Origin of the sequence: Pseudomonas entomophila (genome assembly GCF_013523125.1) — a bacterium.
GTDB classification, from domain to species: Bacteria; Pseudomonadota; Gammaproteobacteria; order Pseudomonadales; family Pseudomonadaceae; genus Aquipseudomonas; species Aquipseudomonas entomophila_B.
Window position 1 is genome coordinate 108,998 of sequence record NZ_JAAMQJ010000001.1, and the last position, 22,865, is coordinate 131,862.

At 66.0% G+C, this 22,865-nt stretch carries 19 protein-coding genes; 11 read left to right on the forward strand and 8 right to left on the reverse strand.

Annotation, left to right across the window (positions count from 1 at the left end):
• The first annotated feature begins 127 nt into the window (after nt 1-127).
• On the forward strand, nt 128-826 hold the full coding sequence (locus tag G7007_RS00425) for a pirin family protein (protein ID WP_181098568.1): 699 nt from the start codon (nt 128-130) through the stop codon (nt 824-826).
• A gap of 308 nt (nt 827-1,134) precedes the next feature.
• On the opposite strand, the gene ptrR is transcribed toward G7007_RS00425, so the two are convergent.
• Nucleotides 1,135-2,010, reverse strand: a complete 876-nt coding sequence (gene ptrR, locus G7007_RS00430) for a putrescine utilization regulator PtrR (RefSeq protein WP_181098680.1) — start codon at nt 2,008-2,010, stop codon at nt 1,135-1,137.
• A gap of 104 nt (nt 2,011-2,114) precedes the next feature.
• On the opposite strand from ptrR, the gene G7007_RS00435 reads away from it, so the two are divergent.
• Nucleotides 2,115-3,500 carry an aldehyde dehydrogenase family protein gene (locus G7007_RS00435; protein WP_181098570.1) on the forward strand — a complete coding sequence of 462 codons (1,386 nt, stop codon included), beginning with the start codon at nt 2,115-2,117 and terminating at the stop codon, nt 3,498-3,500.
• A 93-nt stretch (nt 3,501-3,593) separates the two neighbouring features.
• Here the strand turns inward: G7007_RS00435 and G7007_RS00440 are convergent, their stop codons facing one another.
• Nucleotides 3,594-5,498 carry an acyltransferase family protein gene (locus G7007_RS00440; RefSeq protein ID WP_181098572.1) on the reverse strand — a complete coding sequence of 635 codons (1,905 nt, stop codon included), beginning with the start codon at nt 5,496-5,498 and terminating at the stop codon, nt 3,594-3,596.
• A 192-nt stretch (nt 5,499-5,690) separates the two neighbouring features.
• Nucleotides 5,691-6,206: a superoxide dismutase family protein gene (gene sodC / locus G7007_RS00445; protein WP_181098574.1), complete on the reverse strand. Its 516-nt coding sequence runs from the start codon at nt 6,204-6,206 to the stop codon at nt 5,691-5,693.
• Between the two features lie 253 nt (nt 6,207-6,459).
• Here sodC and G7007_RS00450 point away from each other — a divergent pair, with 253 nt between their 5' ends.
• The 4 genes from G7007_RS00450 to G7007_RS00465 all read left to right on the forward strand — a co-directional run bounded on the left by G7007_RS00450 (nt 6,460) and on the right by G7007_RS00465 (nt 10,830).
• A complete protein-coding gene (locus G7007_RS00450) occupies nt 6,460-7,317 on the forward strand; it encodes an SDR family oxidoreductase (RefSeq protein ID WP_181098575.1) in 858 nt (285 codons plus the stop codon).
• Nucleotides 7,318-7,640: 323 nt separating this feature from the next.
• Nucleotides 7,641-8,660, forward strand: a complete 1,020-nt coding sequence (locus tag G7007_RS00455; protein WP_181098577.1) for a branched-chain amino acid aminotransferase — start codon at nt 7,641-7,643, stop codon at nt 8,658-8,660.
• A gap of 132 nt (nt 8,661-8,792) precedes the next feature.
• Nucleotides 8,793-9,473: a response regulator transcription factor gene (locus tag G7007_RS00460; protein WP_181095332.1), complete on the forward strand. Its 681-nt coding sequence runs from the start codon at nt 8,793-8,795 to the stop codon at nt 9,471-9,473.
• Nucleotides 9,451-10,830, forward strand: coding sequence for a sensor histidine kinase (locus G7007_RS00465; RefSeq protein WP_181098578.1), 1,380 nt, complete (start codon nt 9,451-9,453; stop codon nt 10,828-10,830). The genes G7007_RS00460 and G7007_RS00465 overlap by 23 nt, the downstream gene beginning before the upstream one ends.
• Nucleotides 10,831-10,978: 148 nt before the next feature.
• Here the strand turns inward: G7007_RS00465 and cysS are convergent, their stop codons facing one another.
• Together cysS and G7007_RS00475 are read right to left on the reverse strand one after the other, a co-directional pair.
• Entirely contained in the window at nt 10,979-12,361 is a 1,383-nt protein-coding gene (gene cysS / locus G7007_RS00470; protein WP_181098580.1) for a cysteine--tRNA ligase, read from the reverse strand.
• A gap of 9 nt (nt 12,362-12,370) precedes the next feature.
• Nucleotides 12,371-14,074 carry a glutamine--tRNA ligase/YqeY domain fusion protein gene (locus tag G7007_RS00475; protein WP_181098582.1) on the reverse strand — a complete coding sequence of 568 codons (1,704 nt, stop codon included), beginning with the start codon at nt 14,072-14,074 and terminating at the stop codon, nt 12,371-12,373.
• A gap of 241 nt (nt 14,075-14,315) precedes the next feature.
• On the opposite strand from G7007_RS00475, the gene G7007_RS00480 reads away from it, so the two are divergent.
• Both G7007_RS00480 and lpxH read left to right on the forward strand, forming a co-directional pair.
• Nucleotides 14,316-14,816 (forward strand): peptidylprolyl isomerase, encoded by a 501-nt coding sequence (locus G7007_RS00480; protein WP_181098583.1) that lies wholly within the window; start codon nt 14,316-14,318, stop codon nt 14,814-14,816.
• A complete protein-coding gene (gene lpxH / locus G7007_RS00485; RefSeq protein ID WP_181098585.1) occupies nt 14,813-15,535 on the forward strand; it encodes a UDP-2,3-diacylglucosamine diphosphatase in 723 nt (240 codons plus the stop codon). The genes G7007_RS00480 and lpxH overlap by 4 nt, the downstream gene beginning before the upstream one ends.
• Before the next feature lie 309 nt (nt 15,536-15,844).
• Here lpxH and G7007_RS00490 read toward each other — a convergent pair whose 3' ends face one another.
• From G7007_RS00490 to glcC, 3 genes are all read right to left on the reverse strand, one after another.
• Complete coding sequence (locus G7007_RS00490) at nt 15,845-16,732, reverse strand: TIGR03915 family putative DNA repair protein (protein WP_308852276.1); 888 nt, start codon at nt 16,730-16,732, stop codon at nt 15,845-15,847.
• Nucleotides 16,723-17,943 (reverse strand): putative DNA modification/repair radical SAM protein, encoded by a 1,221-nt coding sequence (locus G7007_RS00495; protein WP_181098588.1) that lies wholly within the window; start codon nt 17,941-17,943, stop codon nt 16,723-16,725. Before G7007_RS00495 ends, G7007_RS00490 begins: the two co-directional genes overlap by 10 nt.
• A gap of 116 nt (nt 17,944-18,059) precedes the next feature.
• The gene (gene glcC / locus G7007_RS00500; RefSeq protein WP_181098590.1) at nt 18,060-18,839 is read right to left on the reverse strand and encodes a transcriptional regulator GlcC; all 780 of its coding nucleotides are present in this window, start codon (nt 18,837-18,839) and stop codon (nt 18,060-18,062) included.
• A 247-nt stretch (nt 18,840-19,086) separates the two neighbouring features.
• On the opposite strand from glcC, the gene glcD reads away from it, so the two are divergent.
• From glcD to glcF, 3 genes are read left to right on the forward strand one after another with little or no spacing between them, the layout of a single operon-like run.
• A complete protein-coding gene (glcD, locus tag G7007_RS00505; protein ID WP_181098592.1) occupies nt 19,087-20,586 on the forward strand; it encodes a glycolate oxidase subunit GlcD in 1,500 nt (499 codons plus the stop codon).
• Nucleotides 20,586-21,638 carry a glycolate oxidase subunit GlcE gene (gene glcE, locus G7007_RS00510; RefSeq protein ID WP_181098594.1) on the forward strand — a complete coding sequence of 351 codons (1,053 nt, stop codon included), beginning with the start codon at nt 20,586-20,588 and terminating at the stop codon, nt 21,636-21,638. Before glcD ends, glcE begins: the two co-directional genes overlap by 1 nt.
• A 7-nt stretch (nt 21,639-21,645) precedes the next feature.
• A complete protein-coding gene (gene glcF, locus G7007_RS00515) occupies nt 21,646-22,863 on the forward strand; it encodes a glycolate oxidase subunit GlcF (RefSeq protein ID WP_181098596.1) in 1,218 nt (405 codons plus the stop codon).
• Nucleotides 22,864-22,865: the final 2 nt, after the last annotated feature.

Here is a 22,865-nt window from a genome sequence, read left to right on the forward strand (position 1 = left end):
CACCCACGCAGGAGCAGGCTTGCCTTTTATATCGAAGCATTGGATCTTTATAAGTCAATATTTACGCTTTTTTTAGATGATAGCCCAGTGCAGCATGGCCTCATTCCTGACCTTCTGGAGTCCGATCATGCTGCATCTTCGTCGCTTCGACAGCCTGGGCCATGCCGATCACGGCTGGCTCGACGCCCACCATCACTTTTCCTTTGCCGACTACCATGACCCAGCGCGCATGCACTGGGGGACACTGCGCGTCTGGAACGACGACCTGATCGCGGCAGGCAGCGGCTTTCCACCTCACCCGCACCGCGACATGGAGATCATCACCTATGTGCGCGAAGGTGCCATCAGCCACCGCGACAGCCTGGGCAACGAGGGACGCACGGAAGCCGGCGACGTGCAGGTGATGAGCGCCGGTACAGGCATCGTGCACAGTGAATACAACCAGGAAGCGGTCGACACACGGTTGTTCCAGATCTGGATCATCCCGGATCGCACTGGCGAAACGCCGTCCTGGGGCACACGGCCATTCCCCAAGGGGGCGCGTGGCGAAGGTTTCGTGACGCTGGCCAGCGGGCGGGACGAGGATGTCGATAGCCTGCGCATTCGGGCCGACGCCCGGTTGGCAGCCGCGACCGTGCGAGCCGGTGAGGTGGTCGAGTACCGCTTCGAAGCGGGGCGGCGGGGCTACCTGGTGCCGGCCAAGGGTCGTCTCAGGGTCAACGACCTGCTGGCCGAGGCCCGCGATGGCGTGGCGATCGAGGATGAACGGGTGATTCGCGTGGAGGCGCTGGAGGACAGCGAAGTGGTGTTGGTGGATGTCGCCTGAGTCCGTCCGCGCTTTGCCTGACGCGATGTAGACTGCATCGCTGATCTGGCAGAGCGGGTTCATCCCCTCTGTGGGGCTTGCCCGCGATGCCGGCGGTGATGGGTCGGACGCTATCGCGGGCAAGCCCCCACAGGGGGCTGCGCTTGCCTGCATCATGCCGGCGAACCTGTGGATGCAACGATGACCCTATCTTGGGGCTTTTCCCAAAGACGTTGAAAGGCCTGGCCCTGCAGACCCACAAGGCAGTCGATGCATCAGCGCATGGAGAGGAGGTACCTTACCCGCCCCCCTACCGAGCCTGCACTGTCTCACGCCCCCTGCCTGTCCTGGCGCTCTTCCAGCAATGCCACGAACGTGCTCAGGCTGCGTGACACCGTCCCGCGGCGCCAGACCAGCCAGGTCTTGAGCAGGCGGAAGTCTTCGGACAAGGGCCAGACGCTCACCGTGCTGCACCCCGGCATGCTGTCGAGCATGCTGCGCGGCATCAAGGCCAGCCCTGCCCCGGCGCTGACACAGGCGAGCATACCGTGGTAGGACTCCATCTCGTGGATCTTGCCCGGCACGGCCTCATCGCAGACGAACCAGCGCTCGAAGTGGTGTCGATAAGAGCAGTTGGCGCGAAACGCATAGATACTCTGACCATTGACGTCCTGGGCACGGGCCACCGGTGGATGATTGAGCGGCGCGATCACCACCATTTCCTCCTCGAACACCGCCATGCCTTCCAGGGTCGGGTGCAGGACCGGCCCGTCGACGAAAGCCGCCACCAACCGTCCGCTCAGCACACCTTCGAGCATGGTGCCGGACGGCCCGGTGGACAGGTCCAGGTCGACCTTGGGGTAGCGCTGGTTATAGGCGGCCAGCAGGCCAGGAATCCGCACCGCTGCCGTGCTTTCCAGCGAACCCAGCGCAAAGGTGCCCTGGGGGTCGTCACCGGCCACCGTCGAACGCGCCTCACTCACCAGGTCCAGGATACGCCGGGTGTACTCCAGGAAATTCCACCCTGCCGGCGACAGGCGCAGCCGATGCTTTTCGCGGATGAACAGCGCCACCCCCAGATCCTGCTCCAACTGTTTGATGCGAGTGGTCAGGTTGGATGGCACCCGGTGAATCTGCTGCGCTGCGCCGCTGATGCTGCCGTGTTCGGCCACGGCCTTGAAGATCTCCAACTGCACCAGGTCCATGTTCATTCTCCAATCGTGAACGTTCAACTCATTATTATTCAGTTTTCATAAACCCGATACCCCCGTAGTCTGACCCTACCGTACCTCACGACGAGCGACCTGCCATGAGCCAGATCACCAGCCAGACCCATGCCATTTCCGTCGACCCGCACACGGGCGAACAGATCGGGCACTACGCCTTCGAGAACGACGCCGCACTGGACGCGGCGCTGCAACGGGCCAAGGTCGGCTATGACACCTGGCGGCGCACGTCGCTGGCCCAGCGCAGCGAGTACCTGAACCGCCTGGCTGCCGCGCTGCAGGCCAATGCCGAGGCACTGGCGGTGATGATCACCCGCGAAATCGGCAAGCCGATCGCCCAGGCGCGCGGCGAAGTGGCCAAGTGCGTCAACCTGTGCCAGTGGTACGCTGAACATGGCCCGGCCATGCTCGCCCCGGAAGCCACCCAGGTGGAAAAGGCCCGCATCGAATACCGCCCGCTCGGCCCGATCCTGGCAGTGATGCCGTGGAATTTCCCGCTCTGGCAGGTGCTGCGCGGCGCTGTACCAGCCGTGCTGGCGGGCAATACCTATGTGCTCAAGCACGCCCCCAACGTCATGGGCAGCGCCTACCTGCTGCGTGACGCCTGCCAAGCGGCCGGCCTGCCGGACGGCGTGCTGGAGGTGATCAACGTCACCGCCGACGGCGTGACCCGTGCGATCAACGATCCGCGCATCGCGGCCGTCACTTTGACCGGCAGCGTACGCGCCGGCATGGCCATCGGTGCCCAGGCCGGTGCCGCGCTGAAGAAGTGCGTCCTGGAACTGGGTGGCTCCGATCCGTTCATCGTGCTGGCCGATGCCGACCTGGACGCGGCCGTGCAGGCGGCGGTCATCGGGCGCTACCAGAACACGGGGCAGGTGTGCGCGGCGGCCAAGCGCATGATCGTCGAGCAGAGCGTGCTGGACGACTTCACCCAGCGCTTCGTCGAGGCCACGCGTCGCCTGAAAATGGGCAACCCGCTGGAAGACGACACCTACGTCGGCCCGATGGCGCGCTTCGACCTGCGCGATGAGCTCGACGGCCAGGTACAGGCCTCGCTCGCCGAGGGCGCCACGCTGCTGCTGGGCGGTCACAAGCAGGCAGGCATCGGCAACTACTATGCGCCAACCGTGCTGGGCGATGTGACGCCGTCGATGACCGCGTTTCGCCAGGAGTTGTTCGGGCCGGTGGCGGCGATCACCGCAGCGCGGGATGCCGAGCACGCCGTGGAACTGGCCAACGACAGCGACTTCGGCCTGGCGTCGACGATCTACACGGCCGACCTGGCCCTGGCCGAGCGCATGACGGCGGCGCTGGACACCGGTGCAGTGTTCATCAACGGCTACTGCGCCTCCGACCCCCGCGTGGCCTTCGGCGGCGTGAAGAAGAGCGGGTTCGGTCGCGAGCTGTCGCACTTCGGCCTGCGCGAATTCTGCAACGTGCAGACGGTCTGGGCCGACCGCGTCTGATCGCCCGGCCCCGCCCCCTCACTGGGCAGTCTGTTGGCTGCCCTTTCACTGCTTCGCGTTTACCCCGTCGTGGTCGACAGGGCTGGCATTGGCTCACGACCGCGTTGGTGGATCGTTCAGCAGCGAATAGCCGCGCTCCAGCAACGTCTTGCCGATGTAACGCGAGCCGACCTCGTTGAGGTGGGCATTGTCCAGGTACAGCAGCGTGCCGTCGATCAACGAGCGGCAACGCCCGTCGGTGCAGATGACCTGGTTGGGGTCGATGAAACGCACCTGCGGGAACCGCGCACGCAACTCGGCCCAATAGTGCGGCCGCGTGGCCTGGGCGGCGTCGCAGGTGCGCTGGGTCGCGAACATCAACTGGCGCACCGGGCAGGTCGCTGCATCCACGATCGCCTGGTTGTTCAGGATCACGATCACCTGGCCGGTACTCTTGACCACCCGCTCCAGGCTGGCCGCGATCGGCGCGCCGGCAGCCTCGTCCGACGGCCAACTGCCCGCCAGCACCACGTAGGGATAGCGCTGGGCTTCGATCAGCGCGTACACCCTGGCATTGCGTTGCGCGCAGTGCTCGGCGTAGACACGGGACATGTCGACGTTGTAGCCCAGGATCGGCGCACACCCATCCATGGTGTAGTCCATGAGGCTGACCCCGTCGGGCCGTGCCAGCAGATCGACCATGCCGGTGAAGTGGTTGGCGAAGGAGTCCCCGACCAGGATGCCGTCGAGCTGCGCCTTGGGTGCGCCGAGTCGGCACTGCGCATCCGGTGCTGTCTGGTACAAGGCATTGGGCACATGGCAGCCGCGTCGATTGTCGGCAGGACGCTCCAGGGTCATGGCTTCGAGGGTTTCGACCGTGGGCCCGAAGCGCGTCGGGAACCCGCCCTGCCACTGAACCAGCCCCGTCAGCAGTGCCAACGCTGCCACCGGCATCGCGAAGCGCCGAGCGAACACCCTGGCAAATTCGATCCGCGCGCCGCTCTGACGCATGGGCTGCTCGATCCAACGCCAGGTCAGCCAAGCCAGGACCACGGCCACCAGTACCACGCCCAGGCCTGTCGTCAGGCCGATGGGGATGGCCAGGTAGTTGAGGTAGGCGATCAACGGCCAGTGCCACAGGTACAGGGAGTAGGAGATCAATCCGACGAACACCAGCGGTCGGCTGCCCAGCAGCCAGGCACGTTGCCCCGCGTGCCCGGCATGGATCAACAGGGCCGCCCCCAGGCAGGGCACCAGTGCCGTCAACCCGGGAAACGCAACGCCTGGCCCGATCAGCGCCAGGGACCCGGCGATCAGCACGACGCCCAGCCCGCGGCTGGTCCAGGCCTGGCGTCGGTCGATGGGCAGCGGCCGCAGGACATGCCAGATCCCCAGGCAACCACCCAGCATCAGCTCGAAGAATCGCGTCGGCAACAGGTAGTAGGACGCTGTGACGAACAGGCCAGTGCCGTACTGCGACAGCCCGACCGCCGCCGTCAGGCCCACGCCGAGCAGCCATGGACAGCGTTGTGGGGCCAGGCGCAGGACGGCCAGCAGGAGCAAGGGCCAGATCATGTAGAACTGCTCCTCGATCCCGAGTGACCAGGTGTGCAGCAACGGCGCTTCACTGGCATCGGCAGCGAAATAGTTGCCGTACTTGAGCCAGATGAACAGGTTGGACACGCCCAGCAACGCATATAGGGCATTGGCGCTCAAGCGCTCCAGGTCGACGGGCGACAACAACACGGCGCCCAGCCCCAGAGTGGCCAGTAGCACGGTGACCAGGGCAGGTACGATACGGTTGATCCGACGTTGGTAGAACTGGCGTAGCGAGAAGGTTCCGGCGCGGGCCTGCTGGAACACATGGGCGGTGATCAGGTAGCCGGAAATGACGAAGAAGATGTCCACCCCGACGAAGCCGCCGGGTATCCAGGCGACGTTGAGGTGATGGAGCAGGACGGCGATCACGGCGACGGCGCGCAGGCCGTCGATGTCGGGGCGGTAGGCGGTGCGTTGCATGGCGGTGAGCATCCTCGAGACAGGCATGTCGCTGGACATGTGGCTCAAGGGTAACGCAAGCCTGAGGGCCCGACGTCAACTCACCGACAAATTCATCGCCTGCTCGAATCGCGCCAGGTAAGCGCCGCGGTTTTCGTCACTAAATTGACGATTACAGGATGTGACGTTATGCCGTGATCTGCCGAGCGCGCCTTATTTCACGACGCCACACGCCACGCGCGCACCGCCGCCACCCAGTTTTTCAGGATGATCGCTGTGGTTGTCGCCCCCCACGTGCACCATCAGGGCATGCCCTTTGAAATCGTCCGCCTTCAGCCGGGGCGCCAACACTGGATAGGTCGCCTTGCCGTCGGCACCGACGTACAGCGCAGGCAGGTCACCACGATGACCGCTGTCATCATAAGGGCCCTTGTGAACGCCGGTGGAGTCCGGGTCCCAATGCCCGCCCGCAGCACCGGCCGGCACAGCCTTGCCATTGTCCTGGGTGACACCGCAGTCGGGCTTCTCGTGCAGGTGGAAGCCGTGGACGCCCGGTGGCAGATCGCTCAATTTCGGGGTCAACAGGGCACCGTACTTGTTCTGCTCGATGGTAATGGTGCCGATCGACTTGCCGGCGCCTTCCGGTCCGGCCAGCTTGAGTTCGACGGTCTCGGCGGCCTGGGCCAGGCCGGTGGTCGCCAGCAAGGCGGTCAGTAGCACTGCTTTCATAGCATCGTCTCCATGGATGAACGTTGGACTGCGTCTTCGGCTGTACGCGCGGCCCATTTGCCGCATCGGACAGTGTCTCCAACAGACAGATTCCCGATAGACATATTTACATACACGTAGAGCACCGTGCCGCACTCGAGACGCCCTCGGGAGGGTGTGCCATTCGTCGCGTGTAATGCTGCTGCGATACAACCCCGGCCGTCAGGTGCATTCACACATTAGGTCCAGTTCATTCGTTACGAGGAACGCAACCATGCGCGACTATCCCCGCCCTCCTTTCCCTGAACAGCCGCAGAAAGTACCCGGTCATCAACACCAGATGGACCCGCTGCCCGACTGTGGCGAAAAGACCTACGTCGGTCATGGTCGTCTCGAGGGCAAGGTCGCCTTGATCACCGGCGGCGACAGTGGCATCGGCCGCGCCGTGGCGATCGCCTTCGCCCGTGAAGGGGCGGACGTCGCGGTGGCGTACCTGGATGAGCACCAGGATGCCGAAGAGACCGCGAAATGGGTGCGTGACGCAGGCCGTACCTGCATCCTGCTGCCGGGCGACATCGCCCAGAAGACCACCTGCGACGAGCTGATCGACAAGACCGTCGCGCAGTTCGGCCGCATCGACGTGCTGGTCAACAACGCCGCGTTCCAGATGAGCCATGAATCGATCGAAGAGATCTCCGACGAGGAATGGGTCAAGACCTTCGATATCAACATGACGGCCATGTTCCGCCTGTGCAAGGCAGCCTTGCCGCACATGCAGAAAGGGGGCTCGATCATCAATACCACGTCGGTCAACTCCGACTCGCCGACCCCGACCTTGCTGGCCTATGCAGCGACCAAGGGCGCCATCGCCAACTTCACTGCCGGCCTGGCGCAGATGCTCGGGCCCAAGGGCATCCGCGTGAACAGCGTGGCGCCGGGGCCGATCTGGACACCGCTGATCGTCTCCACCATGCCACCGGAGCAGGCCAGCCACTTCGGCGAACAGACGCCGCTGGGGCGCGCCGGGCAGCCTGTGGAGGTCGCGCCCATCTATGTGCTGCTGGCTTCCGACGAGAGCAGCTACATCACCGGTAGCCGCTACGGCATCACCGGGGGCAAGCCGATTCTGTAAAGGTGTTCGATGAGGATGGGTGCGAAGGCGACAGCAAGGGTGCCTGCCCCGTTGCGATCGCGGGCGAGCCAACCCTCGCAGAACAGGAAATAGTTTGCAGCGCTCTGTGGGCTCTATGATCCCAGTCGCGGCACAGGGGCCGCTCCTGCATGGGCCGCGATGACCTGCCTCACCGCGGTAGGTGAGCGGCCCTTGAAAACGATGCACCCCTCCCAATTCACGGCCAAGCGTTTCCGATACCCCCCTGGATGTATTATCGTTGCCCAGTGCGCAAACCGAGGCGACCTGACCGTTCAGGCAGCTGCAAGACAATCGAGGGTGTCATGAGCAACGAAAGCATCAATTGGGACAAGCTGGGCTTCGACTACATCAAGACCGACAAGCGCTACCTGTCCGTCTGGCGCGATGGCCAATGGGATCAAGGCACCCTGACCGACGACAACGTCCTGCACATCAGTGAGGGCTCCACGGCCCTGCACTACGGCCAGCAATGCTTCGAGGGGCTCAAGGCCTACCGCTGCAAGGACGGTTCGGTGAACCTGTTCCGTCCGGACCAGAACGCCGCGCGCATGCAGCGCAGCTGTGCTCGCCTGCTGATGCCGCACGTGCCGACCGAGGTGTTCATCGAGGCGTGCAAGCAGGTGGTCAAGGCCAACGACCGCTTCATCCCGCCGCACGGCAAGGGTGCCTTGTACCTGCGTCCCTTCGTCATCGGCGTGGGCGACAACATTGGCGTACGGACCGCACCCGAGTTCATCTTCTCGATCTTCGCCATTCCGGTCGGCTCGTACTTCAAGGGCGGCATGAAGCCCCACAACTTCATGATCTCCAACTTCGACCGCGCCGCCCCGCAAGGCACTGGCGCGGCCAAGGTCGGCGGCAACTACGCGGCCAGCCTGCAACCGGGCGCCGAGGCCAAGCAGCGCAGCTTCGCCGACGCGATCTACCTGGACCCGCTGACCCACAGCAAGATCGAGGAAGTCGGCTCGGCGAATTTCTTCGGCATCACCGCCGACAACGAATTCGTCACACCCAAGTCCGCCTCGGTCCTGCCGGGCATCACGCGCCTGTCGCTGATGGAGCTGGCCGCCTCGCGCCTGGGCCTGACCGTGGTCGAAGGCGACGTGGGCATCGACAACCTGGGCCGGTTCATCGAAGCCGGCGCCTGCGGTACGGCCGCCGTGATCACGCCGATCGGCGGGATCGAGTACAACGGTTCGCTGCACGTCTTCCACGACCTGGAAAAGGTCGGCCCGGTCACCCAGAAGCTGTATGCCGAGCTGACCGGCATCCAGAGCGGTGACGTCGAAGCGCCTGCCGGCTGGATCGTCAAGGTCGCCTGACCTGCCTTGTCCTCGATCAGGTCGCCCTGCAGCGGCCTGATCGAGCCTGCACCCGCAGATGAATTTTTCTTAAACTGGGCGTTGTCCATTGTTTGGCACAATCGTGCTTTCCCCCGCTGCCCAGGAACTCGCATGCCTCGCGTACTGACCATCGAAGACGACGCCGTCACGGCGCAGGAAATCGTCGCCGAACTGTCCACCCACGGTCTGGACGTGGACTGGGCGGACAATGGCCGTGAAGGCCTGGCCAAGGCCATCGCCGGGGGGTATGACCTGATCACCGTGGACCGCATGCTGCCCGAGGTGGATGGCCTGACCATCGTCACCACCCTGCGCGGCCTGAAGATCGCCACGCCGATCCTGATGATCAGCGCGCTGTCGGACGTCGACGAGCGTGTGAGAGGCCTGCGCGCCGGGGGTGACGACTACCTGACCAAGCCCTTCGCCTCCGACGAGATGGCGGCAAGGGTCGAGGTGCTGCTGCGCCGCAACAGCGTGCCGATGACCCAGACCCGCCTGCAGGTCGCCGACCTGGAGCTGGACCTGATCAGCCACGAAGCACGCCGTGGCGAGCAGACCCTGAACCTGCTGCCGACCGAGTACAAGCTGCTGGAATACCTGATGCGCCACGCCGGCCAGGTGATCACGCGCATGATGATTTTCGAGGAGGTGTGGGGCTATCACTTCGATCCCGGCACCAACCTGATCGACGTGCACATCGGGCGCCTGCGCAAGAAGATCGACTCGCCCGGCCAGACGCCGCTGATCCGCACCGTGCGAGGCTCCGGCTATGCAATTGCCGAACCCGTCTAAGGGCTGGAGTTCGTCCACCAGCCGACTGCTGGCGTTGTACAGCTTTCTGTTCGTGACCTGGAGCTGCATCCTCATGGGGGTGCTGTACTACGAGGTATCCGACTACCTGAACAAGCTGACCCGGCACTCCATGCTGCAGCGTCAGCACCTGTTCACCCACATGAGTGGCAAGCAGCTGGACGATGCCCTGATCGCCAGCCAGACGTTCGAAGAACGCAGTTTCGACGCCTACGGCCTGTTCGACGCGCAACTGCGCCCGGTCGGCGGGCGCATCCGTGCCATTCCCGAGGACTTGCCGCTCGATGGCCACGTGCACGAACTCGATCGCTGCCTGGACGCCGACGACCCCCATGTCCCGCGCGACAGCTGCGACGCGGTGGCGATCAAGGTCCAGGACGGCCGCTGGCTGGTGCTGGTGCGCGACAACGGCTCGCTGTTCGTGGTCACCCGCATCATCCTGCACGCCCTGCTCTGGGGTATCTCGCTGACCCTGATTCCGGGCTTCGCCGGCTGGTACCTGCTGCGGCGCCGGCCGCTCAAGCGCATCCGCGCGGTGCAGGCCAGCGCCGAGCTGATCGTCGCCGGCGACCTGACCCATCGTCTGCCGTTGTCCAGCCGCCGTGACGAGCTGGACATGCTGGCGGCCATCGTCAATGCCATGCTCGACCGGATCGAACGGCTCATGCACGAGGTGAAGGGGGTCTGCGACAACATCGCCCACGACCTGCGCACACCGCTCACGCGCTTGCGGGCGCAGCTGTACCGGATTCGCCAGCAGAACGGCGATGACTGGGCCGACGCACCGGCCCTGGACCAGGCCATCAGCGAGACCGACACCTTGATGGCCCGTTTTCGCGGGCTGTTGCGCATCAGCGAACTGGAGGACCGACGGCGCCGTGCCGGGTTCGTCGACATCGACCCCACCGAGTTGCTGGTGGAGCTGCACGACTTCTATCTGCCGCTGGCCGAAGACGGCGGTATCAGTCTGAGCCTGGTGCAGCCGAGCCGACTGCTCGCCGTGCATGGCGACCGGGAACTGCTGTTCGAGGCATTGGCCAACCTGGTCGGCAACGCCATCAAGTTCACGCCCGAGAGTGGCCAGGTGCGGATCGACGCCGCGGTCGATGGCAAGGTGCTGAGCATTGCGGTGGAGGACAGCGGACCAGGGATTCCGGAAAGCGAACGCCAGTCGGTGTTGAAACGCTTCTACCGGAGCGAGGAAGGCCATCGGCATGCGGGGTTCGGGCTGGGGTTGTCGATCGTCGCGGCGATCGTAGATCTGCATGGGTTCCAGCTGGAGGTGGGGGCTGGCGCGTTGGGTGGGGCGCGGCTGGTGTTGCGCTGTCCGCTCGGGTAAGGGGCTGCTTTCTGAATCTTGTGAGCCCTACGGGCCCACACAGCAGTCGCTGCGTTAACGCAGGTTCTACCAGAATGCCAGACCCACGCCGCGGGGCCGCATCGCGACCCCGCGTGCTGTCAGGACACCCGCAGACCCTGACGCCGCCTCACTCCGCCAACCGCCAGGTGGTGCCGCCCTTCCCGTCTTCCAGCACCACGCCCATGGCGGTCAGCTGGTCACGCACCCGGTCGGACTCGGCCCAGTTCTTCTGCGCGCGCGCCGCCAGACGTGCCTGGATCAACGCCTCGACCTCGGCCGCATCGACCTTGCCTTCGGCACCGGCGCGCAGGAAGTCGTCGGCGTCCAGCTGCAGCACGCCCAGCACGTCGCCCAGCTCACGCAGACGGCCCGCCAGACCGGCCGCTGCCTGGGGATCGCTGTCGCGCAGGCGGTTGATCTCGCGCACCAGGTCGAACAGCACCGCGCAAGCTTCGGGCGTACCGAAGTCGTCGTTCATCGCCACGGCGAAGCGTTCGGCGAAGGCTTCGCCGCCGGCGGCCGGCACCCGAGGCAGACCGCGCAGGGCGTGGTAGAAGCGCTCCAGGGCACCCTTGGCATCGCGCAGGCTGTCCTCGGAGTAGTTGATCGCGCTGCGGTAGTGGCTGGCCACCAGCAGGTAGCGCACCACCTCGGGGTGGTACTTGGCGAGCACGTCGCGGATCGTGAAGAAGTTGTTCAACGACTTGGACATCTTCTCGCCGTTGATGCGGATCATGCCGCAGTGCATCCAGGCCTTGGCGTACGGCTTGCCGGTGGCCGCCTCGCTCTGGGCGATCTCGTTCTCGTGGTGCGGAAACTCCAGGTCGCTGCCGCCGCCATGGATGTCGAAGCTCTCGCCCAGGCAGCAGGTGGACATCACCGAGCACTCGATGTGCCAGCCCGGACGGCCCGCGCCCCACGGCGATTCCCAGCTCGGCTCGCCGGGCTTGGCCGCCTTCCACAGCACGAAGTCCAGCGGGTCCTGCTTGGCCTCGCCCACTTCGATGCGCGCGCCGATGCGCAGGTCTTCGATCTTGCGCCGCGACAGCTTGCCATAGCCGACGAACTTGCCGACGCGGTAGTACACGTCGCCGTTGCCCGGCGCGTAGGCGTAGCCCTTGTCGATCAGGGTCTGGATCATCGCGTGCATGCCGGGGATGTGGTCGGTGGCGCGAGGCTCCTGGTCCGGCGGCAGGATGTTCAGGCGACGCTCGTCCTCGTGCATGGCCTCGATCATGCGCGCGGTGAGCGCATCGAAGCGCTCGCCGTTGGCATTGGCACGGTGGATGATCTTGTCGTCGATGTCGGTGATGTTGCGCACGTAGGTCAGGTCGTACCCGCTCTTGCGCAGCCAGCGGGTGGCCAGGTCGAAGGCCACCATGCTGCGCCCGTGGCCCAGGTGGCAGTAGTCGTACACGGTCATGCCGCAGACGTACATGCGTACCTTGTTGCCCTCGAGCGGGGTGAAGACTTCCTTGGCCTTGGTCAGGGTGTTGTAGATGGTTAGCACGAAAAGTCCTCAGCTGCCCCAGGAGTCACGCAGGGTGACGGTGCGGTTGAACACCGGGCGACCCGGCTGGCTGTCCTTGAGGTCGGCGCAGAAGTAGCCTTCGCGCTCGAACTGGAAGCGATCCTCCGGCGCGGCCTGGGCCAGCGACGGCTCGGCGCGGCAGCCGGTCAGCACCTGCAGCGAGTCCGGGTTGATGTTGTCCAGGAAGCTGCCACCGTCTTCGGTCTTTTCCGGGTTCGGCGAGCGGAACAGGCGGTCGTATAGACGAACTTCGCATTCCAGGCTGCCCTCGGCCGGCACCCAGTGGATCACGCCTTTGACCTTGCGACCTTCGGGGTTCTTGCCCAGGGTGTCCGGGTCGTAGGAGCAGCGCAGCTCGACGATGTTGCCCTCGGCATCCTTGATCGCCTCGTCGGCGCGGATCACGTAGCTGCCGCGCAGGCGGACCTCGCCGTTGGGCTCCAGGCGCTTGTAGCCCTTGGGCGGCGCTTCCATGTAGTCGTCGCGGTCGATGTACAGCTCGCGAGCGAACGGCAGCACGCGCACGCCCATGTCTTCCTTGGGATGGCGCGGCAGTTCGAGCTGTTCGACCTGGCCTTCGGGGTAGTTGGTGATGACCACCTTCAGCGGGCGCAGCACGCACATGGCGCGCGGCGCAGTACGGTCCAGGTCATCACGGATGCAGAACTCGAGCATCGACATGTCGACCACGCCGTCGGAGCGGTTGGTGCCGATCATCTCGCAGAAGTTGCGGATCGACGCCGGGGTGTAGCCACGACGGCGGAAACCCGACAGGGTCGACATGCGCGGATCGTCCCAGGATTCGACGTGGTGCTCGTCCACCAGTTGCTTGAGCTTGCGCTTGGAAGTGATGGTGTAGTTCAGGTTCAGTCGGCTGAACTCGTACTGGCGGGGGTGCGCCGGCACCGGCAGGTTGTCCAGGAACCACTCGTACAGCGGACGATGCCCCTCGAACTCCAGGGTGCAGATCGAATGGGTGATGCCTTCGATGGCGTCGGACTGGCCGTGGGTGAAGTCGTAGTTGGGGTAGATGCACCAGGCATCGCCCGTCTGGTGGTGATGGGCGTGACGGATCCGGTAGAGGATCGGGTCGCGCAGGTTCATGTTCGGCGACGCCATGTCGATCTTGGCGCGCAGCACCCGCTCGCCATCCTTGAACTCACCGGCCTTCATGCGCGCGAACAGGTCCAGGTTCTCCTCGACGCTACGCTCGCGGTACGGGCTGTCCTTGCCAGGCTCGGTCAGGCTGCCACGGTAGGCGCGCGCCTCGTCCGGGGTCAGGTCGCAGACATAGGCCTTGCCGCGCTTGATCAGCTCCACCGCCCAGGCGTGCAACTGGTCGAAGTAGTTCGAGGCGTAGCGCACCTCGCCGGCCCACTCGAAGCCCAGCCAGGTGACATCGCGCTGGATGGCGTCGATGTACTCCTGGTCTTCCTTGGCCGGGTTGGTGTCATCGAAACGCAGGTGACAGGCACCGCCGAATTCCTTGGCCAGGCCGAAGTTCACGCAGATCGACTTGGCGTGACCGATGTGCAGGTAACCATTGGGCTCGGGCGGGAAGCGCGTGACGATGGTGCTGTGCTTGCCGGCATCCAGGTCCGCCTGAATGATCGGCCGCAGGAAGTTCGCAGGGACGGCAGGCGCCCCTTTGGCAGCGGCATTCGGAGCGTTGTCGGCAGTGGGCTTGCTCATGTGGATCCTTTGAAGACGGGTAAACGGCCATCGGGTAGGCCGACTGAAACAAAGGGCTTATCATAGCCGAAGCAGTCAAGTCGCCGACAGCCGGACGCCGAGAATCTGCCGTGTTTTATCGTCGGGTCCACGCCGCGTGCATCACGCCACGTGTGTCCTGACGCTGGAAACGTGCGTCAGGTCTTGCGTACGCCCGTTGGCGGACCCTATTCATGAACGTCTTGAAAAAGCGAGTTCCCGCATGTCCAAAGTCAAACTGAGCACCAACCACGGCGACATCGTCCTGCAACTGAACGCCGAGAAAGCGCCGCTGACCACCGAGAACTTCGTCCAGTACGTCAAGGAAGGCCACTACGATGGCACCGTGTTCCACCGCGTGATCAAGGGCTTCATGATCCAGGGCGGCGGTTTCGAGGCCGGCATGAGCCAGAAGAAGACCCGCGCCTCGATCCAGAACGAAGCCGACAACGGCCTGAAGAACGCCAAGTACAGCATCGCCATGGCCCGTACCATGGACCCGCACTCGGCCTCGGCGCAGTTCTTCATCAACGCCTCGGACAATGCCTTCCTCAACCACAGCGGCAAGAACACCCAGGGCTGGGGCTACGCGGTGTTCGGCGAAGTGATCGAAGGCCGTGAGGTGGTCGATGCCATCGAGAAAGTCGTCACGGGCTCCAAGGCCGGCCACCAGGACGTGCCGAAGGACGACGTGATCATCGAGAAAGCCGAGATCATTGAGTGATCCTGCTGATCTCCGATCTTCATTTGCAAGAAGAGCGCCCGGACATCACCCGGGCGTTTCTCGCGTTGCTCGACGGCCGTGCCCGCAGCGCCAGCGCGCTGTACATCCTGGGCGACTTCTTCGAGGCCTGGATCGGTGACGACGGCATGTCGCCGTTCCAGCAGTCGATCTGCCAGGCGCTGCGCGCGGTGAGCGACCGAGGCACGGCCGTGTACCTGATGCACGGCAACCGGGATTTCCTGATTGGCCAGGGGTTCTGCGAGGCCGCCGGCTGCACGTTGCTCGACGATCCCAGCGTGGTGGACCTCGGTGGCGAGCGCGTCCTGCTGATGCACGGCGACAGCCTGTGCACGCGGGACGTGGGCTACCTGAGGTTGCGTCGGGTGTTGCGCAATCCGCTGACCTTGTGGATCCTGCGTCACCTCTCGCTGGCCAACCGACAGCGCCTGGCACGCAAGCTGCGCAACGAAAGCAAGGCGCAGACGCAAATGAAAGCGACGGAGATCATCGACGTCACCCCCGAGGAGATCCCTCAGGTCATGGCGGCCCATGGCGTGCGCACGCTGATCCATGGGCACACCCACCGGCCCGCGATCCACAAGCTGACCGTCGACGGCGAGCCGGCACGGCGTATCGTGCTGGGAGACTGGGACCGCCAGGGCTGGGCGTTGCAGGTGGACGACCAGGGGTTTCAGCTGGCGCCGTTCGCGATTGGGTGAGCCGCAAGCCGCAAGCCGCAAGCCGCAAGCCGCAAGCCGCAAGCCGCAAGCCGCAAGCCGCAAGCCGCAAGCCGCAAGCCGCAAGCCGCAAGCCGCAAGCCGCAAGCCGCAAGCCAGAGCGTCAGCGCCGCCTCAGCGTCCTGTCAACCCCCAACGCATCGCACTACAGTCCGCTTGTAGCTTGTAGCTCCCAGCTCAACAAACCCTGAACACCCCTTTCACGTTTTTCCGACATTCACCTGGGCACACTGACCTGGCTTCGAAACGTTCTTGACCCGCTGCCCTGGCGGGTTTTCTTTTTTCTGCAGGTTACGTTTCCGCCTCGCCCTCTTCCGCTTTTGCCTGCCCCTCCCGCCCTGCTGGCCCATACGGGATTCGTTTGCCCGCCTGCTGCCCGACCTCCACGGCCTGCCCGTCACGCTGCTTGCCCTGCCGTGCCTGCCCCACCAGGCGAGGAATCAGGTCGCCTTCGGGCAGGTGCCGCCAGAAGCGTCCGGGCATGTGCATGCGCATGGCATCCGGATTGAGCCGTGCCGGGTTGAAGATGTGCCGGTAGTAGACGCGCCACAGCTCGGCGCCTGGGTCTTCGGCATGCCGGGCCCAGGCCTGCCAGCGCGGTGGGCAGACCCGTTGGTAGTCGAAGGCCGCGCCATCGTAGCGGATGCCGTCGAGGGGCGTTGCGATCAGCCAACGCTGACGGCCCAGGCGTTCGGCGAAATGCCCGCTGGCGCTTTCGAGGATGTCGTGCGCTGGCTCGTGGTAGGCGATCAGGTCCAGCTGCAGGCGTTCGGCGACCGCCTCGGGCAAGGGCACGAAGCGCAGGAAGGCATGCAGGTGATGGGCCTCACGGTTGACCTGCTTGATGCGCCGGTGCAGCTCGCTGCCCAATCGATCGCCCGGCAGCATGGCCGTGCGGTCGCCATGGGCGACCCGCCAGAGTACCTCGTAGAGCAGGTTCCAGCGCTGCTCGCCGCAGTACCGCGAAGCCTGCTCCAGCTGACCCAGCAAGGTGCCAGGAATGCGTGCGCGAAACGGCCCGAGCCCGTCGGGCAGCGGGCGTGGCACGGCCAGCAAATCGTCCATCGGCCCATGGGCCCAGTTGACCTGGGACGGGTCGATACCATGGCTGAGCAAGGTCCGCGCCTGGTCGCGCCAGCAGGCGAACCGTTCCTGGCAATCGAGTGCGATCACCCCCACAACCCCATCTGCACCGGGGCCTGCGGCTCACGCAGCCGCGCGCGCAGCAGGCTGCTGCGCACGTCCGCCTCCGGGGGCCGGTAATCGCTGGTGACGATGAACGGCCTGGCCTTTTCCAGCACGCAGCGCAACTGGATAAGGTCATCGTAGCGAATACGCCGCTCGCGGCGCAGAGCCACCAGGCGCTGCACGCTGCGCATGCCCACACCCGGGATGCGCGCCAGCACGGCCGGTTCGGCGCGGTTCACGTCCACCGGGAACACCTCGCGGTTGGACAGCGCCCAGGCCAGCTTGGGGTCGATGTCCAGGTCCAGGTTGCCGGCCTTGCCCAGCAATTCCCCGGCCTTGTAGCCATAGCCGCGCATGAGGAAGTCCGCCTGGTAGAGGCGATGCTCACGCAGCAGAGGCGGCGCGGCCAGGGGCACGCTGTCGGGGCTGTCCGGGATCGGGCTGAACGCCGAGTAGTACACGCGCTTGAGGCCGAAGCCGGTGTACAGCGATTCGGCATTGCGCAGGATGGTCCGGTCGTCGGTGGTGTCGGCGCCGACGATCATCTGCGTGCTCTGCCCCGAGGGCGCAAAGCGTGGTGCCCGCGCCTCGCCCGCCACGTTCAGCTGCCCGCGCTGGATGGTGCCCATGGCCTGGCGAATGGTGCTGGCCTGCTTTTCCGGGGCCAGCCGCGTGAGGCTTTCGTCAGTCGGTAGCTCGATGTTGACGCTCAGGCGGTCGGCCAGGCGCCCGGCCTCTTCGATCAATAAAGGATCGGCATCCGGGATGGTCTTGAGGTGGATGTAGCCACGAAAGTTGTGCTCTTCGCGCAGCAGGCGCGCCACCTCCACCATCTGCTCCATGGTGTAGTCGGCCGAACGGATGATGCCCGAGCTGAGGAACAGCCCGCTGATGCAGTTGCGGCGGTAGAAGTCCAGCGTCAGGCGCACCACTTCCTCGGGCGTGAAGCGGGCCCGGGGCACGTTGCTGGAGCGACGGTTGATGCAGTACTGGCAGTCGTACAGGCAGAAGTTGGTGAGCAGGATCTTGAGCAGGGACACACAGCGCCCGTCGGGCGTGAAGCTGTGACAGATGCCCATGCCGTTGGTCGAGCCAATGCCGTCGCGCCCGCGCGAGCTGCGCTTGGGCGCACCGCTGCTGGCACAGGAGGCATCGTACTTGGCGGCGTCGGCGAGGATGCCGAGCTTGGCGATCAGCTGCATTGGCGCACTCTCTGGACTGAATATTCATACAGTATTTGGAGAGAACGTCCTACGCAAGTGCTGGTGGTCGGAACCTGCGCGTCGGGGCCTGAAAACACGGGCATCCGACCGGTGGTTCAGCGCCAGCCTTCCAGGCGCATGGTGGCCCGGACCAGGCGCTGCTCCTCCTGCTCGATCTCGTGCAGGTTGTCGCGAACGCTGTGAATGTGATCCCGCGCAGCGCGCAGCGCCTGTTCCGGTAACTGCGCCATGACGGCGTGGTAGAGCCGGGTATGCTGGCGGTCGATCTGACGCTTCTGGGTCGGCCGGCAATACAGGTTGTTCACGCAGGCGAACACCGTGCTCAAGGTGAGGTCGCTGAGGGTCTGCAAGGTGTGCACCAGCACCGGGTTGTGCGACGCCTCGCTGATCGCACGATGAAACGCGTGATCCAGGCGTGCCTGCTCACGGGCGTCGTGACGCTGCGGGCCTTCGTGGGCGGCGACCATCTCTTCGAACCGACGGGTGATCAGCAGGCGGTCCACGTCGGTGGCGCGCAGGGCCGCGAGCCGCGCGGATTCGCCCTCGAGCAGGGCGCGCACTTCGAGCAGGTCGAACAAGGTGCGTGGCTGCGAACTGAACAGGTGCATCAAGGGGGTGGTGTGATCGGCCCGGTCGAGGTCGGCAACGTAGGAGCCACGCCCATGCTCGGTGTCGATGATGCCGCGGCCGCGCAGGATGCGCAGACCTTCACGCAGGGCCGAACGGGAGCAGCCGAGCTTGTCCACCAGGCGGCGCTCGGACGGCAAGGCCTGGCCGACCTTGAGCACGCCGTCAACGATCAGCTTCTCGATACGCGCGGCGACCTGTTCGGCGACCTGGGTCTTGGCAGGGGCGGGAGTAGACGAATCGAGCATCGCGGATCCTCGTGAACTGGTCGGACCAGTGGCAGGCTGCCACGGTGGTTCAGGCACAGCGTAGTCCAACCACCGCGCGCTTGCAGGGCAGAGGGGCCCTCCCCTGACACGAACTGGTCCGACCAGTCGTCCGAGGCGTCGACAGCACACGCCGCCCCCGGCACGCTCAGGCCATCGAAACCGCCCGCCCTGCGCCCGCCAAGGCACAGGACAGGCGCCATGGTGAGCACAAGAACAAGGAAGCGCCATGAACCTTCTCTACGACGAGCGCGTCGACGGTGCGCTGACCCGTGTGGACCGGGCCGAACTGCTCCAACGCCTGCGGGCCGAGGTGCCGGATCTCGACCTGCTGCACAGCCTGGAAGACCTTCGCCCCTATGAATGCGACGGGTTGTCCGCCTACCGGGTGGTGCCGCTGCTGGTGGCATTGCCCGTGCGGCTCGACCAGGTCCAGGCGCTGCTTCAGGTGTGTCATGCACTGCGTGTGCCCGTGGTGGCCCGTGGCGCCGGCACGGGGCTGTCCGGCGGCGCCTTGCCCCTGGAACAGGGCGTGCTGCTGGTGATGGCGCGCTTCAACCGGGTCCTGGAGGTCGACCCCGCCGGTCGTTTCGCCCGTGTGCAGCCCGGTGTGCGCAACCTGGCCATCTCCCAGGCCGCCGCGCCCCATGGTCTGTACTACGCGCCGGACCCGTCCTCGCAGATCGCCTGCTCGATCGGCGGCAACGTCGCTGAGAACGCCGGGGGCGTGCACTGCCTGAAGTACGGGCTGACCGTGCACAACCTGCTGAAGGTGGAGGTCATGACCATCGAAGGCGAGTGCATGACCCTCGGCAGCGACGCCCTGGACACGCCGGGCTTCGACCTGCTGGCGCTGTTCACTGGCTCCGAGGGGCTGCTTGGCATCGTCACCGAGGTGACCGTCAAACTGCTGCCGATGCCCCAGGTCGCCCGCGTGCTGCTGGCCAGCTTCGACACGGTGGACCAGGCCGGGCGCGCCGTGGCCGACATCATCAGCGCCGGCATCATCCCTGGCGGGCTGGAGATGATGGACAACTTGTCGATCCGTGCGGCCGAAGACTTCATCCATGCCGGTTACCCGGTCGAGGCCGCGGCGATCCTGCTGTGCGAGCTCGATGGCGTGGAAGCCGACGTGCACGAGGACTGCCAGCGGGTCGAGGCGGTGCTGCGCGCGGCCGGGGCCACCGAGGTGCGGCTGGCGCGGGATGCGGCCGAGCGGGCGCGTTTCTGGGCCGGGCGCAAGAACGCCTTTCCGGCGGTCGGGCGGCTGTCGCCGGACTACTACTGCATGGACGGCACCATCCCGCGACGCGCCCTGCCCGGCGTGCTCGACGCCATCGCCGCACTGTCGCGCGAGCACGGACTACGGGTGGCCAACGTGTTCCATGCCGGCGACGGCAACATGCACCCGCTGATCCTGTTCGACGCCAACCAGCCTGGCGAACTGGACCGCGCCGAGGCCCTGGGCAGCCGCATCCTCGAGCTGTGCGTCGCGGTCGGTGGCAGCATCACCGGCGAGCACGGTGTGGGCCGCGAGAAGATCAACCAGATGTGCGTGCAGTTCAACGGCGACGAGCTGACCCTGTTCCATGCGGTCAAGCGGGCCTTCGACGCGCACGGCCTGCTCAACCCCGGCAAGAACGTCCCGACCCTGCACCGCTGCGCCGAGTTCGGCGCGATGCACGTGCACCACGGGCAATTGCCCTTCCCCGACCTGGAGCGTTTCTGATGAGCGCCGATCGCGATGCCAGCGCCGCGTTGCTGGCGCAGGTCGAACAGGCCTTGGCCGAGGGCACGCCCCTGCGGATCCAGGGCAGCGGCAGCAAGGCCATGCTGGGCAAGACGGTGCGAGGCCAGGTACTCGACACCCGCGTGCACCGCGGCATCGTCAGCTACGACCCGACCGAGCTGGTGCTGACCGCACGCGCCGGCACGCCGCTGGCCGAGGTCGAAACAGTGCTGGCCGCCGCCGGCCAACGGTTGCCGTTCGAGCCGCCACACCTGGGTGATGGGGCCACCATGGGCGGCATGGTCGCCGCGGGCCTGTCCGGGCCGCGTCGCCCCTGGGCCGGTTCGGTGCGCGACCATGTCCTGGGCACACGGATGATCAGCGGTCATGGCACGCTGCTGCGCTTTGGCGGCGAAGTGATGAAGAACGTCGCCGGCTACGATCTGTCACGGCTGTTGACCGGCAGCTTCGGGTGCCTGGGGGTGCTCACCGAGGTCTCGCTGAAGGTGCTGCCCACCCCCCGCGCCTGTCGCAGTCTGACCCTGTCCCTGGGGCGCGCCGAGGCGCTCGCGCAGTTGGCCGTATGGGGCCAGCAGCCGCTGCCGATCAGCGCCGCGTGCCACGACGGCGAGGCCCTGCACCTGCGCCTGGAGGGCGGTGAAGGCTCGGTGGCCTCGGCAGCGGATCGCCTGGGTGGCGAACCCCTGGAGGACGGTTATTGGACCGATCTGCGCGAACAGCGCCTGGCGTTCTTCGCCAGCCCGGCGACGCTCTGGCGTCTGGCCTTGCCGATCGGCAGCGGCGAGCTCGACCTTCCTGGTCAGCAACTGCTCGACTGGGGCGGCGGACAGCGCTGGCTCACGTCCGAGGCTGCGGCCGAGGACATCCGCCAGGCGGTGGCTCGGCTCGGCGGGCACGCCACGCGTTATCGCCAGGGCCCGGCGGGGTTTCACCCTCTGCCCGAGCCGCTGCTGCGCTATCACCGCAGCCTCAAGCGGCAACTGGACCCCAAGGGGATCTTCAATCCAGGCCGGCTGTACGCCGAGTTGTGAGGCCATCATGCAAACCAACCTGAGCGATGAGGCCAAGCGCCTGCCACGGGCCGACGAGGCCGAACGGATCCTGCGGTCGTGCGTGCACTGCGGGTTCTGCACGGCGACTTGCCCGACCTATCAGCTGCTCGGCGACGAGCTGGACGGGCCGCGCGGGCGCATCTACCTGATCAAGCAGGTGCTGGAGGGCGAACCGGTCACCGCCAAGACCCAACAGCACCTGGACCGTTGCCTGACCTGCCGCAACTGCGAGACCACCTGCCCGTCCGGGGTGCGCTACCACGACCTGCTGGACATCGGCCGGGCCGAGGTCGAGCGCCAGGTGCCGCGCCCACTCGGCCAGCGCCTGCTGCGCGAGGGCCTGCGCCAGGTGGTGCCACGCCCGGCGCTGTTCGCGGCCCTGACCCGTACGGCCAAGGTCTTTCGCCCGCTGCTGCCGACGCCGCTGCGCGAAAAACTGCCGCGCGCGCCCCAGGCAGCCAAGCCGCGCCCCCAGCGCCTGCATCGTCGCCAGGTGCTGCTGCTCGAAGGCTGCGTGCAGCCGACCCTGTCGCCCAACACCAATGCCGCGGCCGCGCGCGTGCTCGACCGGCTGGGCATCGGCATCACGCCTGCACGCGAAGCCGGCTGCTGCGGTGCCGTGGACTACCACCTCAATGCCCAGGACGCCGGGCTGGCACGGGCCCGGCGCAACATCGACGCCTGGTGGCCCGCGCTGGAGGCCGGCGCCGAGGCCATCGTGCAGACCGCCAGTGGCTGCGGCGCCTTCGTGCGCGACTATGGCCATCTGCTCAAGGACGACCCGGCGTACGCCGCCAAGGCCGCACGGGTCAGCGCCCTGACCCGGGACCTGGTCGAGGTGCTGGGCCAGGAACCGCTGGAGACCCTCGAGGTGCATGCCGAGCCACGCCTCGCCGTGCACTGCCCGTGCACCCTGCAGCACGCCCAGAAGCTCGGTGGTGCCGTCGAGGCACTGCTGGCCCGGCTCGGCTTCAGCCTCACGCCGGTGCCCGACGGTCATTTGTGCTGCGGCTCGGCCGGTACCTACGCGCTGACCCAACCGGCGCTGTCGCGGCAATTGCGCGACCACCGCCTCGATGCGTTGGAAAGCGGCCACCCCGACCTGATCGTCACCGCCAACGTCGGCTGCCAGGTTCACCTCGATGGCGCCGGGCGTACGCCTGTGCGTCACTGGATCGAACTGGTGGAAGATGCCCTTATCTAGGA